This is a genomic window from Bacillus cereus group sp. BfR-BA-01522 (genome assembly GCF_022662635.1).
Classification (GTDB): Bacteria; Bacillota; Bacilli; order Bacillales; family Bacillaceae_G; genus Bacillus_A; species Bacillus_A cytotoxicus.
In genome coordinates this window covers 333,122-349,922 of sequence record NZ_JAKUDY010000001.1, presented here as the reverse complement: position 1 = coordinate 349,922, position 16,801 = coordinate 333,122, and the positions used below count along the sequence as shown (strand labels likewise).

The following is a 16,801-nucleotide window of genomic DNA, read 5'->3' as shown; positions in this document are numbered from 1 at the left end:
CTTTTTCTATTTATATTCCTTTATACGTTTGTTCTTTTCTGTATCAATCGACCATCCAATAATGGTAGCGCAATCTCTACCTTTCCATTTCAGAACATTCTGTAACACAGGTTCAATTTGCAAGCATCCCCTGCTATGTAATACCTCAAACAATGATTGATCATCTTCTAACATTTTTTTATCGCAATCCAAAATTCCATCTGTTACCATTACAATATGATTCACTCCACGTTCTAAACCACGAACTCCTGAAGTAAAACAAGGTGTATTCGCTGCAAAAATATTTCTTCTTCCTATACATTCATAATATTTAGGCTGGTTAAGCCTTCCTTTCCCGTTCTTCTCTCGTTCAGAGTGAAATAAATAGGCAAAGCACTCTCCTACTGATAACCAATACAAGAACTCACCTTTTCGTAAACAAATCAAACAAGCTAGTTCTTCATTCTCTTGTTCACATTTCTCAATAAACCATTCATCGGTAAAGAGTGCTAATAAATACATATGTGTATGATGAAATGCCAGATGGACAGGATATGAGAACAATTCTTGTAACTTTTCTCTTCTCTCCGAAATTGCATCTATAATATATTGAATCGTTTTCGTTTTATGATGGGCATCAAAAATCATCACAAATTCAAATTGCGTATCCCACCAAGCTAGTACTGCATCTCCTCTTTCATACGCATCACTTTCTTGATTCCCGCCATAAACCCCAACTGAAAGAGGACCACATTTTTCAACATGTATTTGATCTACATACATTTTTTCATGACTAATCCATTTAAATGTATTCAATGATATCATCCTCTCTCTTACTATATGTATGCCCTTACAGTAAGAGTACCTTAAAATTCAAGAAAAATAAACTTTTTCTATAATAAAAAGACATTTACATCTTTACAAACGATTATATCTTATTATACGATATAATAAAAAATGGAAGGACTTTCTTATTATGAAACATATCAATCAAAACTGGGAAACGATTTATTACCATTTACGATGCGAATATGAAAATAATCTATCTCATCAAGCGATTCGAATTCTTCAAATCACTTCCCGAGAAGCAGAAACAACAATTAGCAAAATTGCATCTGAACTAAATCTCTCTCATAATACAGCATCCGAACATGTAAAAAGGCTCATTCAAAAAGACCTTATTCTAAAGGAACGGAATAAAAAAGATGAACGAGTCGTGAATCTCGCATTGACTGCTAAAGGGAAAGAAGCACTCATAAAACATACTTTATTAGATGAAAAGAAATTAAAAATATTGGAATCCCAATTATCAAAAGAAGAACAGCAAATAATTGAACAAGCTTTTTCCATACTTGCAAAGGAGGCCCAATATGCATTTCCTCGTTAAAGTCATTGTTTCAGCTCTCATGATCGGGGGCGTAACAGAATTAGCGAAACATTATAGTACAATTGGCGGTTTCATTGCTGCTCTTCCCCTTATTAGTTTGCTTAGCTTATTTTGGCTTTCTGTTGAAGGCGGGAGTAAACAAGATTTAAGTCAATTTGCAATTGGTGTATTATATGGCTTTCCTGCATCAGCGCTGCTTTTATTTGTGGTGTATCTTGGTTTAAAACACTCCTTCTCCCTTCATATATCTGTACTACTTGGCGTGGGCGTTTGGTGTTTACTACTCGTTTGTCAAAAAATATTTCAAGCTTAGAAGGTGATCATTATGACAAATAAAAAAGGAAGCAGTTCTTCTGCTTCCCCCTACATCTATTCGTAATCTTCCTCATATTCATCATATTCATCATCTTCATTATCATCGTAATACGAATTTCCGTTATTTACATAAATCGGGCCGTTTGCAACATCAACGCGAAGTACCCATGCCCACGGTACCGCTAAACGCTTATGTAATGAGCGCCAAAAATGCATGGATTTTCTTTCATACTCCTGAAACTCCTGAAGTACATCTTTATAGGAGGAACCGTCTAACTGAACATTCGCTTCTAATAAACGAGAATAGGCATAATGTTGTAATTCTAATTCAGCTGCAACTTCCATTTCTTCCGGTGTTGCCATGCCAATAATTGTTCCATCTGGCGGTACAACTTCATACACATTATGAACTTCAATAAGCCCTTCTTTCTCTTCCTCAAACATACAAACAGCCTCCTTTATCACACCATTTTATCTTGCAAAGCCTTACTTCTCTAATCACTTCCTTCTTTCCTGCTTTTTTGATAAAAAATTACAAAATATTCAGTTGATGATTTCATTGTTAGATTGACTCACTCTTCTTTATTTACATAATAAAATTATTTTATTATAACTTTTTTCTGAACGCTTCATTTGTCACTACAGATTTAATAAATACTATCGATTGAACGTACATAATTACAATTGCTTCCTTATAATCGTTTGCATAACAAAAAAACATGCCTTCTCATCCAAGCATGTTTTGTGATATTCTTCACATTATTTTTCTAAAAAATGAACCTCTTTACTTCCCGTGATGTAACATGAAATCAGCGAATTCTTCTTCGATATGATTTAACTTCGCAATCCCTTCTTTCCATTTGTGAATATAACGTGAAACTCCAAAAATAAATAAAAGAATAATAGCAGAAAGAATAATACCATATACAATTGCTACAGTACTCATAGTTACACTTCCTTGTAATAGGTTATGATTTTATTATAATCCTTTTTCTCGCAAAATGTCGGAAATTCAACTTTTTGTAACAAAATTGAATTTCCTAATTATTATAAAGAGAAACCTTTCGAATAGAAAGATTTCTCTTTCCTTTGTATATTATTCCACACCAACAGAAATAGTTTCTGGTAATGTACTGCCGCCATCAATGACGATATGTGTTCCGGTTATGTAACTCGATTCATCCGATGCAAGAAAACCAGCTAGCTGTCCAACTTCTTCAATTCTTCCTAATCGTCCTAATGGAACGCCTGATGCAATTCCATCAATAACAGTATTTGGTTTATTTGGATCAGATTCATTTGCAATTTGTTCGGCCATCGGTGTCATAATATAACCTGGACAAATTGCATTCACAGTTATATTATGTTTTGCTACTTCACGCGCCAACGCTTTTGTAAATCCCCAAATGGCTGCTTTCGTTGTCGCATAAGCTGTTTCTCCTTCATCTGCCACTAACGTTCCTGTTACAGACGACATATTGACAATTTTCCCGTAATTTTTCTCAATCATATATGGTAAAACAGCCTTTGCAAAATTCCACACACCATTAATATTTACTTGGAATTGAAAATCACGCATCTCATCCGACATATCTAAGAAATTTGCAAGCCGAATGACTCCCGCATTATTGACCAATATATCAATCTTCCCATATTTTTCATATGCATCTTTTGCAATCTCTTTAACGGCTGTAAAATCCGTTACATCCACTTGATAACTAGCTGCCTCTAACCCGTTACTTACAATTTCCTTTGCTGTTTCATGAACCTTTTCGGAAATATCAACGAGTAATACTTTCGCTCCTAATTCTGCAAATACATGAGCGATTCCCGCACCATTTCCCATTGCAGCACCAGTAACAAAAGCAATTTTTCCATCTAATTTCCCCATTTCATAACCCCCTTATGATTTGTAGAAACTGTCTCACAAATTCATCTTAACAAATATCCCTTTATATATCTTCGAATTACAAAAAATGTCAAATAATATTCAAAAAGAGACTGTCATAATAAATGACAGCCTCACAACTTTTAACATATGAGTCTATTGATTCTTTTTCGCTTCTATTTTTTCATGTGTTTTCTCAAGTTTATCCAATGCTTCTCCAACTTTTTTCTGCTTTTCTTTTAACTCATCAACGCTATCTACCGCTTTAATCAGTTTATCAATTCCTTTTTCTTCAATTTTTCGTTTCTTTTCTGCCCTCGCGTTTACTTTTTCTTCAATATCTTTCGCCTTTTGAAGCATATTTTCGGCATTAGACTTCACAGCTTTTTCAAGCGTCTCATCCATATTCATTTGTAACACTTTATTTGCATCGTCTTTTGTTTCTAAATACTTTCCATCTTTTAATGCATTTGCACCGTGGTCCATAAATTGAGCAACTTCTTTATATGAATTCGCTTCACTTCCTGATTTTTCTTTTTCTGCTTTTTCAAACCACATCACTGCATCACTATATTTTTCATTTTGCAATGATGTCAGACCCGTTTCAATATACGTATCATAGTTACTGCTACATCCTGCCATGATAGCGAACAGAAATAACGTAACAAAACTTATTTTTCTCATGATGTTTTCTCCTTTTTTCTTTACAACGCTTTTCATTTTAAATGTAACATACATACATCCTACTTTCAAAACGAAAAAAGATTACGAGATGCTCATAAGCAACGTTACATATCCAAACTAAATGTTTCTATTTTAAGCTGACATATTCACTCTGTTTTTCGTCCCATGCTGTTTAATTCCTACGAATACAACGAAAAATAGCCCTGTTCCTAACGTTATCACGACAATACTCGTTGGCAATCTATCTAATAAAAATCCATATATAATCATTCCAAGTGGTGCAATTGCGGTCGCAATCGTTTCAAGAAGGCCAAACACGCGACCTAAGTATGCTTGGTTGATTGTCTTTTGAATATGTACTTGCATCGGGATATTTACAATCATCATAGAAAACCCACTAAGAAGGACAAAAATTATGTAGTAAATAAAGCTTGCTACTTTTGGAATCGTTATTAATAATGGAACTACCGTACATAAGCTTAAACTCGCAAATATAAATAAACCAATATAAACAGAGCGAAATGGATTACTTATTTCCTTACGAACGGATAAAACAGCCGCTCCAATTAACATTCCAACTGCTAACATTCCTTCTATTATCCCCAGTTGCTTTGCAGATAAATGTAAGCTCTGAACAATTATATATGGGAGTGAAACGAAAAGTGCACTCGAAAAAAAGTTAACCCACAGCGCAATTTTCATTAATCCATATATTTCTTGTTGCTGTCTTACATATGTAAATCCTCCTTTTATACTCGTTAAGAAAGGTTCATCATTTTCTGTGTCTTCCTTTTTATACAAATGAAATGCGATACATAACTGTACAATAACAGCTAAAAAGAATGTGATACCATTTAAGAGAAAAAAGGATGTGATTGAAAAAAATCCAAATATCATTCCTCCAATGATTGGAGCTAAAATTCTTGATAAAGAATCCGCTGTTTGATTTAAAGCATTCGCTTTTTGAATTCTTTCTTCATTCACTAAATGCGGGATGGACGAGGTGAGTGCAACAGAATAAAAGCTTGCACAAACGGATAATAGCGCTGCTGAAATATAAATGAAGAAAAGTGATGGTTCAAATGTAGTAGCGAGAATAAACATCGTAAACATCGTCAAACTACTTAACAAATCCATGCCGACAATGAGCCATTTCCGGTTAACGCGATCCGCCACTGCCCCGGCAATAGGGCCACATACCATTCTTGGAACAGATCCGCAAATAAGCGTAGTTGCAAATCCTATTCCTGAACCCGTTGTTTTTAAAACATATAGTCCCATTGCAAACGTATAAATCCCTGCTCCTAATAAAGATATAATTTTTGCAACCATCATGAAAAGAATGTTTCTCGTTGCAATTTTTATCCTCGGATCATTTTGTTCTATACTTACATCTCCCATTATACTCTCTCCCCCTTAAGGTTAAATTGTGTTACACTTATTATACAATTCGATCCCATTTTCTTACAATCATTTCCTAATTCGACACTTTCTCGATTTATTAAAGAAACATTACAATCCATACAAAAGCTTTAAATATGTCTCAATTTGGTATATTATTCCTTCCCTTTAGCAAAAATAGTAAAGATGGGAGGAATGTAAAATGAATGTACAACGTGCAAAAGAGATTTCCGAATCCGCAGAACAAGCAAATGTTAGTTTTCAAGGTATGCCTGTTATGATTCAACATGTTGATGAAAACAGTGAAACAGCCCGCATTTATGATGCCGCAAATCCAGAACATGAATTAACTGTTCCAGTTAAGAGCTTAGAGGAAAGATAAGAACCCCCACTTCAAATCATTTTGAAGTGGGGGTTCTTATTATTCTGAAACGAACGGCACGAATATATCTTGTTGAAACATCTATTTCATTTCAAAAGAATACGTAATATACTAAATAAAACCTCTCTTAAAGGAGTTTTCATATATCTATGACATTACTTTTACTTACCTTCATTATTTTCATTGTCATATTAGCACTTGCTTTTATATGTATCACGTTAAAAAGGGGAACCTATTTAGGTCGTCCTTATCGATATTCTCTTATTGTGATGTCCCTTGTTCTCATGCATTGGATTTTAGTGTTAACACACTTTTATACACTGCTTCCAAATTACATAAGTGATTTTCTTTTCCTTCCTATTTGGTATTTTCTTTGCATTTTAGGATTTATCGTTTGTGTGAAAGAATGGCGAAATAATCGAATTGTTTCCATATGTGTCGGTGTATTTTCCTTTATCAGTTTTCTCTTTGGAATGTTGCTGCAAGCTATTTCTAATATGTAAACTTGTAAAAAAGCTATCCACTTAAGATAGCTCTTTTATCCGTTTTCGCTCCATCCAAACAGGTATAAATAAATACAGTACATATGCAAAAACCATCCAGATTGTGAAAGAAATCATTTGCTGTAGTGATAGTTGCGGAAAGAGCGTCGAAGCATAATATAAAAGAAAGGAATCGAGAAGCAAACCAATTCCCGTTCCAAAAATCCCTAGTTTTATAGCGGCATATCGGGAAGAATCTATTTTTTGATAAAACCGTAACACTACATATAATGCTATTGCTGTACCAATCTCCAAAATAAGAAGCATAGGAAGAAATAAGCTTGATGTGATTTCAACTAATACGTAAGAACCAAATAAGATAAAAAATAGAGAAGCCATAAACCAAACACCAATTGAAAAAATAATTGTAATCCATGATTTACCGTTCAATGTTTTCTCCTCCTTTATCTATACTCCTACATGTTGTATTAATTTGTTTACCCCATTATATGCTTCTTCTGTAGAAAACTTTGGATTATATAACGCTTGTAGTGCCAATCCATCTATAAGGGCATTACACATGATACTCCAAGTTTCAAATGTAATTCCTTCAATCGGTGATTTTTCCCACATCCCTTGTAATCCTACCTGTAGTTTTTCATTTTCATAATGTAATAGTTCTCCAATCGTTTCTCTCATCGATTCATTCTGTAAACTACTTGCCAATAGTTGAAAAAATAAATGATGATACACAGAGTCTTTTGTACACCTACTTTTTGCTGATTGCAGAGCTTTTTCAACCTGAAACCCTTCATCCATCTCCTCCCACGCTGACTGACAAAATGATTCTGTCACCTCAAGTAATAGTTGCTCTTTCGTTTTAAAGTGATAATAAACCGTCCCTTGTGTCACATTTGCCTTTTCTGCTATAGCCTTTAACGTTAATTTCTCCATTCCTCGCTCCGCAATTAATGTTTTTGCTGCTTGCAACAATTGTTGCTTATGAATGACATTCGGTTTTGCCAACTAAATCTCTCCCTTATAAGTTAGTTATACAACTAACTTAATTATAAAAAAATTCAAAAGAAAAGAAGAAAAGCCTCCATCAGCTTTTCTTTCTTCTACTCTTCTCTCTATAAGACTGCCCAGATGCCACATTACAAGGTGTATAATATATTTGTGGTGTTGCTTTGTTCACAAACATTGTAAAGGTAATAAAACCAATGAGAAAGAAAATAAATAATGTAAATAAAACAATACCTACTGTGAAAAGAATCATAACACCACCCCTATTCTAAGCTTTATTACTACATGTTTCGATATCATTCCTTAAAATTCCTTGTTATAAAAACAAACGTAACAAAATAATCACAATTACTCCTGTTAATACGGTTCCTAATAAGCTCCTTGTATAAATAGCGACGAGAAATGTCGGAATTGCAGCAATCATATAGTCCCACTGCATCGTTTCATTCATCAGTAATACTTGCGCAAGAAGAGCAGCTAATATTGCAATCGGTATGTACTGTAACCACTTTAATACCCAATCTGGAATTTGAAATTTTTGAAATACAATAAGGGGCAGGACGCGTGGAATGAATGTAACAAGTCCAGCTCCTATTAAAAGAAACAACACATCTAATCTAATTTCCATTTCTCAATCATCACTCCTATCGTTGCTGCTGTAAGCGTTGCGATAATGACAGCTATGCTCGCTGGCATAAAGAAATGAGCGCTATATGCAATCATGATTGCAGCTACAGCAACACTAAGATGGATCATTCGTTTCGGTTTGCTGCTTATGAATTGCAGAACAAATAAGCCGATAAACATCGCAGGGAGGGCATAATCCATCCCGTACGTATGCGGATCTGGTATCCACTCTCCAAAAAGCCCACCAATAATCGTAGCGATAATCCAATTCATATATGCTGTTACATTTAACCCGAACATCCAGCTTTCTCCTATATATCCCTTTTTCACTCCGTGCTGCACAGCAACACCAAATGTTTCATCTGTAATTTGTGAACCAATTACTATATTTCTAATGAATGGTACTTGTAAAAAATATGGAGCTAGCGCAGCACTCATTAATAAATGACGTAAATTCACAAAGAAAACGGTAAAAATAATAGCTGATGCCGAAGCTCCAGCAGCGTACATACCAGCTAGTATAAATTGTGCAGAACCAGCATAAATAAGCGTCGACATAAAAGCGATTTCTATAATAGAAAAGCCAGCTGTCTTGGCGATTACACCAGCTGCAATACCAATACTTAAATATCCTAGTACAGTTGGCAAACAATCTTTCACGCCTTGGCGAAATGTTTCATCATCTTGCATCGCGAATTGTACTTTTGCTCTACTCATCATCCTGCCTCCTCCCTATCTTTTTGCCTCTGTTTTCCTGTTATAACATGAACGAAATTAAGGCAGTAACAGCCCGATTGGTAGGGCTCATCAGCCGCTTAGATTGTCCCCACGGATTAAAAACTGCTTTGTCATTTCTTAGTGGCCATTGTGATATCTACTAATATAGAAAGAAGCAAGAAAATAGTCAATAATATTTGGAATTTTTATAAAAAATAAACAGAATATTCCATTCGTTTTTTATCAACCGTTCACATATTAAAATTATGTATACAACATGGTATGTTTGATTTGCAGTTCTTACACTTAGTTAAGGGGGAATTTTTATGTTTAAAAAAGTCGCTATTGGAACGCTAGCAGCTGGATTTGCTTTATTGGGAGCAGGAGGAGCATTAGCTGCTGAACAATCTTTTGGGAAATACGAAATTGTAAAAGCAAACGATCAATTAACAGCTAGTTATGTTCAAGATGAAAATAGTACTGTCAAATCAGTAACGTCTGGCAAAGTTGACGGAGGCTATTGGATTCGTGGAAAGAAAGATAAAAATGTGTACTCATCTTATAAACATTACTCTGCACAAGGCCATGCTTCTGTTGTAAATGGAAAAGGTGATTACAAAAGTGGCGGATGGAAAGCAAAAAATGTGTTTAGTACAGCGCAACTACCATGGACATCTGAAGGTACAAATAAAGCATACTACGATCATAAATAATAACGAAAAAAACAAGAGGAGTTTTGCTCCTCTTGTTTTTCACTATTACGATTCCTTTCTTCTGAATCACTTGATCACGGCTTCTCTTTCCACATATTTAATGATATGATTGGGAAAAAGTTCATTTTAGGGAGAAATAATTATGAGAAAAATCATTTATATCTTGTTTACCACTTTATTATTCCTACTAGGAATTTTCGGATTGGACACCTTTAAAGAATACAAAACAAATCAACTATTATATAAAAATACAACAAGTATTTTATTAAATTTCCAAGATGCAAAGCCACATTCAGAAAATTACATTGCATTCTTTCAAAAAATAGCAAAAAAATATGATGTTAGTATTTCAAAGTACATTTTTACAAGTGAAAAAAATCTTACGATATATACAACAGACGTAAGTTTACATAACCAAGTGGACATAAAGGAAGGAACATTACCGACGCTACATTCAGGGGAATTTCTTAGTACATCGCAAAGCAAAGATAAACAGCAAAGTGGTGTAATCAAACAAATTGATCCACAATTAAACATGACAATTAAGCATTTAGATTCCAATACAAATTTCAGTGGGAATGGTCTATATTATGTTTCTACCCAAGATAAACAGAAAATTCACGATTTAGTAACCGAGTTAAATAAAGAAGTTGCGAATGCAGAAGTGTTTAGTGAGAATCATCCTTCTATGTTTCATTTCAATGTATCCCAAATGATAATCATTGGCTTAGTGATTCTCTGCCTTTACATTGCCATTGCTCATTATCTAATAAATCGATTAAAAGAATTAAGCATTATAAGAGTATTTGGATATTCTATCTCGAGAATCATTGCGCATGTTTTCTTATTGCTAACAAAGCCTATCGTACTTGCTAGTTTCACAGGATATTTGTTAGCTAGCATCTATTCCCTTTTACATAATGGTACAAATTACTTTTTGTACTTAACATGCCTATTTTGGATTTTTACACTTTTATTTGTGTTCACATTAACAATCCCTGCTATTTTTATGATTGTTTTTCTATTTTCTAATAACACCAATGTCTCCAAAATAAAAGGAGAAAAGCCTTATACTCTTATTATGATTTTAAATTATGGCCTAAAGCTCACCTTTATTTTCGTTCTTCTTTTCTCTGTTCATCAATGGAACGAACTAGCAAACGAGCTAAATCAAAAATTAGCTAGTTTATCTTCATGGAAACAGACAAAAAACATGTACGCTACTTCGGTAACTTTTAATGGTGAGCATGATAGAAAAATAGAATATCAAACAGGTAAGCTGATAAAAGACTTCTATACAAAAATGGAAAAAGAGCATAAAGGCTTTCTCATAGATGCTTCAAACTATTATAAAGTGAACGGTGAATACACATATCATTTAAATGCAAATGGTGAGGACCCGGCTCTCTCTCCAAATGGAAAAAGCATAACAATCAATGAAAATTATCTACACTATAACCCGATTGATTCCGTAGATGGTACAATGGATAAAAAAATAATAAGAAAAAAGAATGTCATGAATATACTTGTTCCAGAAAAACTAAGGAAGTTTGAAAAAGAAATTAAGAAAAATTACCGGCAGCATTTTTATTTTCAACAAGTGGAAGTCGAAAATATTTATAATGAAGCACTAGGGAAAGCGAAAAATACAACGAAGGAACAAGATCTATCTGTCAATGTGATCTACGTGAAAGATCACCAAAACTACTTTACTTATGATCCAAATGCGGAAGTAGAACATAACAATATCGTTACCGATCCAATTGCAATTATCGATACTGGTTATTTCGATAATTCCTTCTATTTATCTTATGTTTCAAGATGTTTCTATTTTTATTCCGACAATCATGATGCTTATAGCACCATTTTGCCGACTATTTCTAACAGCAACGTTCAGTCATCCATTCAACATGTAGATTCACTCTATGATAAGCACGGTCAAGCAATTCAAGATTTAAAAAGAGAGAAAGAGAAGATAACAATTTTTATTGTGACACTCATCTTATCCAACTTGCTCTTAACCTATAATGTAGTAGCAACATATTATCAAAAAAATAAATTTAAACTATATGTACAAAAATTATTTGGATATAGCGCTTTTGCTAGAAATACTTCGCTTATTTTGTTGCTATTTGCGATTAACTTTATTCCAACGATCAGCATGTATGTCTATCTTGGTAACATACTCCCTTTCTTAACAGGACTGTTTGTCATACTTTTAGAATTTGTTTTTGGAACTGTATTTGATCAAAAAATTAGTAATAACACATTCCATTCCATTATAAAAGGAGAGCATTAACATTGATTGAATTAAAAAATATTCATAAACAATTTCGCGGAAAAAAAATACTAGAAAACTTTCATTTAAAAATTGAAGATCAAGATTTTGTTGCTATTGTTGGAGAAAGCGGTCGTGGTAAAACAACATTATTAAACATAATGGGGCTATTAGAAAAAGCGGACGCTGGTGATATTATTATTGATAAGATTACAAATCCTACTAAAAAACAAATTTTACTCTTACAAAGGAACGAATTTGGTTACTTATTCCAAAATTATGCATTAATTGAAAATGAAACAGTTGAAAAAAATTTATTGATTGCTTTAAAGTATCAGCCTCATATGAATAAACGTGAAAAAATAAAAGCCGCTTTACAAGAAGTAAATCTTGTTGGCTATGAAAAGAAGAAAATCTTTGAATTAAGCGGTGGTGAACAACAAAGAATTGCTTTAGCTCGCATCCTTATTAAAAAGTGCAACTATGTTTTCGCGGATGAACCAACAGGTAATTTAGACGAAAAAAATCGAGATCAAGTATTTGACCTCTTAAAAAAAATGAACGATAACGGCAAAACGGTTGTATTTGTAACGCATGATTTACAACTAGCAGAAAAAGCAAAACGAATCATTCATATTTAATACGAATGATTTATGAAAAAATCCCATTCTTCTCTACTAAAGAATGGGATTTTTAAATTAACGTAATATTTCATTCGCTTCTTTTTCATAAATTTTATCAAATGATGTCATAATACGTTGTGAAGCTTGGACCATCTTTTGATTGGTCATAATATCTGCCATTTCTTTCGTCATATCTACATTTGAATTTTCTAGCATGTAGTTACGAACCGCTCCTGTTCCATTTGGCAAATCAGCAATATCCCCCTCTGCGAGTGTAAAGCTTTTATTTTCTCGCTGCACAAGGCGTGCATTTACTTCCGTATTTACCATCTTCGTTTGCAAACGAGCAATATGATTTTGTGACACCGCGTCATATAGCATACCGTCTTCTTGCACTTTGACCTTTGTCCCTTCCGGAATACGAATACGCTCATGATTCTCTCCAAGGACATAAGCACCCGATGATGTTTGTAAATAGCGATCCTCATTTATTGTAAACTGACCATCTCTCGTTAAAAATGTTTCTCCACCTTTGGAAGTCACAAAAAATGAGGCAGTTCCCGATGTCCCATCATCTAAGTAAAAATCTGTAGGACGATTTGTAATTTGCACACTTCCTTGTATTAAATTCACATGTGTTGCGGCTGGCACAACTGCATAATCCGTTGTACCAACCGATGTACTTGGTCCATCTCCAAGACGGTACGTATTTTGTGAATCAAATACTTTAGAAGTTAGATTTTCCGCTTTAAAACCAGGTGTTTGTGCGTTTGCTACGTTATTTGCATGTACATTAATGCACTGTATGTAATTCATCATACCCATAGAACCTATATAAATACCGTTCATACGAATTTGAATAAGACAAGTGCCTTATTCTACACCTCTTTTCTTATGATGTATATAACATCTGTTTTGCTAAATGTTCTGCTGTAGCGATATGTATATGTTGCTTCACATCTTGCCCATCTGTCATTAAGACAATCGGAGCTGATGAGACTGCTGGAATTTTTAACAACTCACCGCTACTTGCTGTTTCATCAAACTTTGTAAATATAATTCCGTCAATATGAATTTCTTTAAAATTCGTAATGATTTCAATCATATCTTTACTTTTCATCGACGCTGATAATGTTAAACAGATAGAATCAGGATTCACTCGTTTCATCATTTCAATCATTTCTGCGACTGTTTCTGCTGTACGATAATTTTGCCCAGCTGTGTCAATGAAGATATAATCCATGCGTACCTCTTCTTTAAAATACGTAAGAGCTCTTTCCATAGCCGCTTCATCACGAACTGCAATTACTTCTGCCCCAATTGCTTTCACATACTCTTGCAACTGTTGCACCGTTCCAATTCGGGAATGATCCGTTGTAATAAAACCAACCGTTTTCTTTTGACCATGAAGCTGCCAAGCCATTTTGGCAATTGTTGTCGTTTTTCCCACTCCTGTTGGTCCAATTAAAGCAATCGTTTGTACATCTTTTTCAAATATATTTTCTGTATAAAAATGCGACTCCATATCTTCCAATATAAACGTGATCACTTCTTCTTCTGTAATCATCGTCGCATGTTTAAACTTCATTTTCATTTTTTCCGCATATGCGTTAATAAAATATGGTTCAACTTCATTTTGTTCTAGCAGACGAATCACTTTTTGAATAATAAATGGTACAGATTGTTTAGTCCTTTCTTTCACGAGAACTTCCTCGCGCTCCTGTTCAGCAGGCGTCATATGTTGCGGCTTTCCTTTCGGATGCTGCGCTTGCGCCGTCTGTTTCACAACCGTAATTCCTCGCTCGAACATTTGTAATAATCGCTGTTTCTTTCTGGCCCATTCCTCACTATTTCCCATCTGAATGGCTGCGTACGGAATCGAAGTCACTCGATGTTCTAAATTATGAAGCACCTCTCCAATATCGTTTGCCCGCGTAACTTCCGTTGAACCTTCATGAACAGCCCCCATCAATTGTTCATGAAATTCTGGCACTTTTGTCTCCTCTTCCTTTTTCTTATCTTCTGGAAAAGCAACCAACATTTCATATTTCTTTTTCCAAAAGAACGGAATACTTCGCTTTACACTTTCATCGACGACATAATAATAATTATCACCATATTGCTCAAACAATTTGCGGTATAATTCGTTTTTTGAAGCAGCCTTAATGAGCTTAAGCGCTTCTTTTTTCTCGTTCATTTCCACAATCTCACCTCCTTACTATTCGATATAAGCAATTTGATCTACAACAATTTCTGGCGCAAGTTCACTAATACATAACACCTTTGCTTCTATTTGATATCGTTCAAGAAGTCTTACAATCCCAAATCGAAAATCTTTGCGGCGCGTTAATAAAACGGGCTCTCTTCCCATTAAACGCGCTTGTTTAAAGATGTGCTGTACTTGTTCTATAACGCGCGTTTCCAATTCTAAATCCCAGTTTAATAAATAACCTTGATAGGAGTTATTCACAACATCTGCATCTAACTCAAGAGAATCAGAGAATAGCGCCGCATAAATTTTCCCATCAGGATTTTTCGCATGTTCACAAATGACTTTTGAAATACATTCGCGCACAAATGAAGTAACCCCATCAACGTGATTTTGATAAACTTCTTTTCCATCAATAATCCCTTCCATAATTGTTGGTAAATCCCGAATTGAAATTCCTTCTTTTAAAAGCTGCTTAATCACGTTTTGAACAAGTGATAAATCAATTTCTTTCTTCTTAATTTCTTCTAATAGAACACCGTGGTCGTTTTCAAGCGATTGAATTAAATCTTTCACATGTTGACGCTGAATTAACTCATGAAGATTGCGACGTATAATAACATCTAAATGTGTAATTAAGATGCTGAGTGGTTCTAATACTTGGTACCCTTTCATCTGTGCATCTTGTACCATATGTTCTAAAATCCAATATCCATCTTCACCAAATATTGGATCTTTTGCTGGTTCTGCATCTAAATCAGCCATCACATTAGGCGTCTTCAGCGCTAATAAATAACCCGATTTCAACACCCCTTCAGCAACTTTCGCTCCTTTAATTCGAATCATATAGCGCCCGCGCGGTCTAAAGCTCGTATTATCTTTAAAGTTAATTCCTGGTACATTGATCCCAAGATCTGTAATAATCGATTTCCTCATGAGAACAACTTTATCACGGGCTGTTTCCCCATTAATCTTCTGCTTAACTAGCGCCGCTAAATCCAAGCCAAGTTCGACGATGATTGGATATTTATCTGTAAATACACCGAATGAATCTTCCACTTGCTTTAGCTGATCTTCATCGTTTTGAATCATTTCTAATTCTTTTTGCATTTCCGCTTCTTTTTCTTTTTCCATACGTTTTTTATTGCGAATGCCTAAGAAAATAATTCCGCCACCAACAAGCGCAAATGGTAAGAATGGAAGCGGCGTAAAGATCCCCATTGCCATAAAGAGACCGCCAAGCGCATAGACAACAACTTCATGCGCCATTAACTCTTTAAAGATTCCTTCACTTACTGTATCAGGTGAACCGTCAAATACTCGCGTTACGATAATCCCTGTTGAAATCGCAAGCATTAATGAACCGATTTGGTTGACGATTCCATCGCCGACAGTTAACTGCGTATAATGAAGCGCAGCTTCAGAAAAACTCATCCCCTGCTGCATCATGCCGACAATTAAGCCGAAAATAATGTTCACGAATAAAATGACAATCCCGAAAATAACGTCCCCTTTAATGAACTTTCCGGCACCATCCATCGCTCCGTAAAACTCTGTTTCCATATTTAATTTTTTTCGTTTGTCTTGTGCATCTTTTTCTGTAATAATACGCTGGTTTAAATCAGCATCAATAGACATTTGCTTCCCTGGTAAAGAATCCAGTGTAAAACGAGCTGCAACTTCAGCGGTACGAGATGCACCATTTGCAACAATAAACTGGAAAATAATTAACACCGTAAAAATAACGATACCAATTAATAAGTTCCCACCAATTACAAACTGACCAAACTCTTCAATAACATGACCTGCATTCCCGTTTGTTAAAATCGCCCGCGTTGTCGAAACGTTAATCGATACGCGGAAAATCCCGATTAATAACAGCATGGTCGGAAATGACTTTAATTCGTCCCACTCTTTAATACTTGTTGCTCGCATATAAATAAGCACTGCCATGCTTAATAAAAAGACGATAATTATATCAAGTATAAAGGGCGGAAGTGGAATTAAGAGCGCCACGACGAATGACGCTGCTAAAAAGATAGAAAAATAGGTTCTTGCAGAATCTATCTTAAACAAAGAGATCGCCTCCA

20 protein-coding genes and 1 pseudogene are annotated in these 16,801 nt (G+C 34.7%); 7 read left to right on the top strand and 14 right to left on the bottom strand.

Going from position 1 to position 16,801, the window contains the following annotated elements; translation table 11 throughout:
• Positions 1 to 6 precede the first annotated feature (6 nt).
• Complete coding sequence (locus MR059_RS01895) at positions 7 to 804, bottom strand: PP2C family serine/threonine-protein phosphatase (protein ID WP_041809625.1); 798 nt, start codon at positions 802 to 804, stop codon at positions 7 to 9.
• Positions 805 to 955: 151 nt separating this feature from the next.
• On the opposite strand from MR059_RS01895, the gene MR059_RS01890 reads away from it, so the two are divergent.
• Both MR059_RS01890 and MR059_RS01885 read left to right on the top strand, forming a co-directional pair.
• Positions 956 to 1,366 carry a MarR family winged helix-turn-helix transcriptional regulator gene (locus tag MR059_RS01890; RefSeq protein WP_012093899.1) on the top strand — a complete coding sequence of 137 codons (411 nt, stop codon included), beginning with the start codon at positions 956 to 958 and terminating at the stop codon, positions 1,364 to 1,366.
• Complete coding sequence (locus MR059_RS01885; RefSeq protein ID WP_012093898.1) at positions 1,350 to 1,679, top strand: DUF3147 family protein; 330 nt, start codon at positions 1,350 to 1,352, stop codon at positions 1,677 to 1,679. Before MR059_RS01890 ends, MR059_RS01885 begins: the two co-directional genes overlap by 17 nt.
• Before the next feature lie 56 nt (positions 1,680 to 1,735).
• Here MR059_RS01885 and MR059_RS01880 read toward each other — a convergent pair whose 3' ends face one another.
• The 5 genes from MR059_RS01880 to MR059_RS01860 form a co-directional block, all read right to left on the bottom strand.
• Positions 1,736 to 2,125 (bottom strand): hypothetical protein, encoded by a 390-nt coding sequence (locus MR059_RS01880; RefSeq protein ID WP_012093897.1) that lies wholly within the window; start codon positions 2,123 to 2,125, stop codon positions 1,736 to 1,738.
• Between the two features lie 340 nt (positions 2,126 to 2,465).
• Complete coding sequence (locus tag MR059_RS01875; protein ID WP_012093895.1) at positions 2,466 to 2,627, bottom strand: hypothetical protein; 162 nt, start codon at positions 2,625 to 2,627, stop codon at positions 2,466 to 2,468.
• A 150-nt stretch (positions 2,628 to 2,777) separates the two neighbouring features.
• On the bottom strand, positions 2,778 to 3,572 hold the full coding sequence (gene ucpA, locus MR059_RS01870) for an SDR family oxidoreductase UcpA (RefSeq protein WP_087094775.1): 795 nt from the start codon (positions 3,570 to 3,572) through the stop codon (positions 2,778 to 2,780).
• 153 nt (positions 3,573 to 3,725) lie between these two features.
• Complete coding sequence (locus MR059_RS01865) at positions 3,726 to 4,253, bottom strand: outer membrane protein assembly factor BamD (protein ID WP_242161451.1); 528 nt, start codon at positions 4,251 to 4,253, stop codon at positions 3,726 to 3,728.
• 132 nt (positions 4,254 to 4,385) lie between these two features.
• Positions 4,386 to 5,654 (bottom strand): MFS transporter, encoded by a 1,269-nt coding sequence (locus MR059_RS01860; RefSeq protein WP_242161449.1) that lies wholly within the window; start codon positions 5,652 to 5,654, stop codon positions 4,386 to 4,388.
• 202 nt (positions 5,655 to 5,856) lie between these two features.
• On the opposite strand from MR059_RS01860, the gene MR059_RS01855 reads away from it, so the two are divergent.
• Both MR059_RS01855 and MR059_RS01850 read left to right on the top strand, forming a co-directional pair.
• Positions 5,857 to 6,036, top strand: a complete 180-nt coding sequence (locus MR059_RS01855; protein ID WP_242161447.1) for an H-type small acid-soluble spore protein — start codon at positions 5,857 to 5,859, stop codon at positions 6,034 to 6,036.
• Positions 6,037 to 6,179: 143 nt separating this feature from the next.
• Entirely contained in the window at positions 6,180 to 6,539 is a 360-nt protein-coding gene (locus MR059_RS01850) for a hypothetical protein (RefSeq protein ID WP_242161497.1), read from the top strand.
• 21 nt (positions 6,540 to 6,560) lie between these two features.
• Here the strand turns inward: MR059_RS01850 and MR059_RS01845 are convergent, their stop codons facing one another.
• The 5 genes and pseudogenes from MR059_RS01845 to MR059_RS01825 all read right to left on the bottom strand — a co-directional run bounded on the left by MR059_RS01845 (position 6,561) and on the right by MR059_RS01825 (position 8,861).
• Entirely contained in the window at positions 6,561 to 6,968 is a 408-nt protein-coding gene (locus MR059_RS01845; RefSeq protein ID WP_242161444.1) for a DUF5367 family protein, read from the bottom strand.
• Positions 6,958 to 7,544: pseudogene (locus MR059_RS01840) on the bottom strand (TetR/AcrR family transcriptional regulator). Before MR059_RS01840 ends, MR059_RS01845 begins: the two are co-directional and overlap by 11 nt.
• Before the next feature lie 79 nt (positions 7,545 to 7,623).
• Positions 7,624 to 7,797 carry a DUF3951 domain-containing protein gene (locus tag MR059_RS01835; RefSeq protein WP_012093887.1) on the bottom strand — a complete coding sequence of 58 codons (174 nt, stop codon included), beginning with the start codon at positions 7,795 to 7,797 and terminating at the stop codon, positions 7,624 to 7,626.
• Between the two features lie 63 nt (positions 7,798 to 7,860).
• Positions 7,861 to 8,172 (bottom strand): AzlD domain-containing protein, encoded by a 312-nt coding sequence (locus tag MR059_RS01830; RefSeq protein ID WP_012093886.1) that lies wholly within the window; start codon positions 8,170 to 8,172, stop codon positions 7,861 to 7,863.
• Positions 8,157 to 8,861 (bottom strand): AzlC family ABC transporter permease, encoded by a 705-nt coding sequence (locus MR059_RS01825; RefSeq protein ID WP_396021788.1) that lies wholly within the window; start codon positions 8,859 to 8,861, stop codon positions 8,157 to 8,159. Before MR059_RS01825 ends, MR059_RS01830 begins: the two co-directional genes overlap by 16 nt.
• Positions 8,862 to 9,214: 353 nt before the next feature.
• Here MR059_RS01825 and MR059_RS01820 point away from each other — a divergent pair, with 353 nt between their 5' ends.
• The 3 genes from MR059_RS01820 to MR059_RS01810 all read left to right on the top strand — a co-directional run bounded on the left by MR059_RS01820 (position 9,215) and on the right by MR059_RS01810 (position 12,520).
• Positions 9,215 to 9,601 carry a lactococcin 972 family bacteriocin gene (locus tag MR059_RS01820; RefSeq protein ID WP_012093884.1) on the top strand — a complete coding sequence of 129 codons (387 nt, stop codon included), beginning with the start codon at positions 9,215 to 9,217 and terminating at the stop codon, positions 9,599 to 9,601.
• A gap of 142 nt (positions 9,602 to 9,743) precedes the next feature.
• The gene (locus MR059_RS01815; RefSeq protein ID WP_012093881.1) at positions 9,744 to 11,900 is read left to right on the top strand and encodes a bacteriocin-associated integral membrane family protein; all 2,157 of its coding nucleotides are present in this window, start codon (positions 9,744 to 9,746) and stop codon (positions 11,898 to 11,900) included.
• Positions 11,901 to 11,902: 2 nt separating this feature from the next.
• Positions 11,903 to 12,520, top strand: a complete 618-nt coding sequence (locus MR059_RS01810; protein ID WP_012093880.1) for a putative bacteriocin export ABC transporter — start codon at positions 11,903 to 11,905, stop codon at positions 12,518 to 12,520.
• Positions 12,521 to 12,577: 57 nt separating this feature from the next.
• Here MR059_RS01810 and MR059_RS01805 read toward each other — a convergent pair whose 3' ends face one another.
• From MR059_RS01805 to flhA, 3 genes are read right to left on the bottom strand one after another with little or no spacing between them, the layout of a single operon-like run.
• Entirely contained in the window at positions 12,578 to 13,351 is a 774-nt protein-coding gene (locus MR059_RS01805) for a flagellar basal-body rod protein FlgG (RefSeq protein WP_277927642.1), read from the bottom strand.
• A gap of 43 nt (positions 13,352 to 13,394) precedes the next feature.
• Positions 13,395 to 14,705 (bottom strand): flagellar biosynthesis protein FlhF, encoded by a 1,311-nt coding sequence (locus tag MR059_RS01800; protein WP_242161438.1) that lies wholly within the window; start codon positions 14,703 to 14,705, stop codon positions 13,395 to 13,397.
• A gap of 15 nt (positions 14,706 to 14,720) precedes the next feature.
• Positions 14,721 to 16,787, bottom strand: coding sequence for a flagellar biosynthesis protein FlhA (gene flhA, locus MR059_RS01795; protein WP_012093877.1), 2,067 nt, complete (start codon positions 16,785 to 16,787; stop codon positions 14,721 to 14,723).
• Positions 16,788 to 16,801 lie beyond the last annotated feature (14 nt).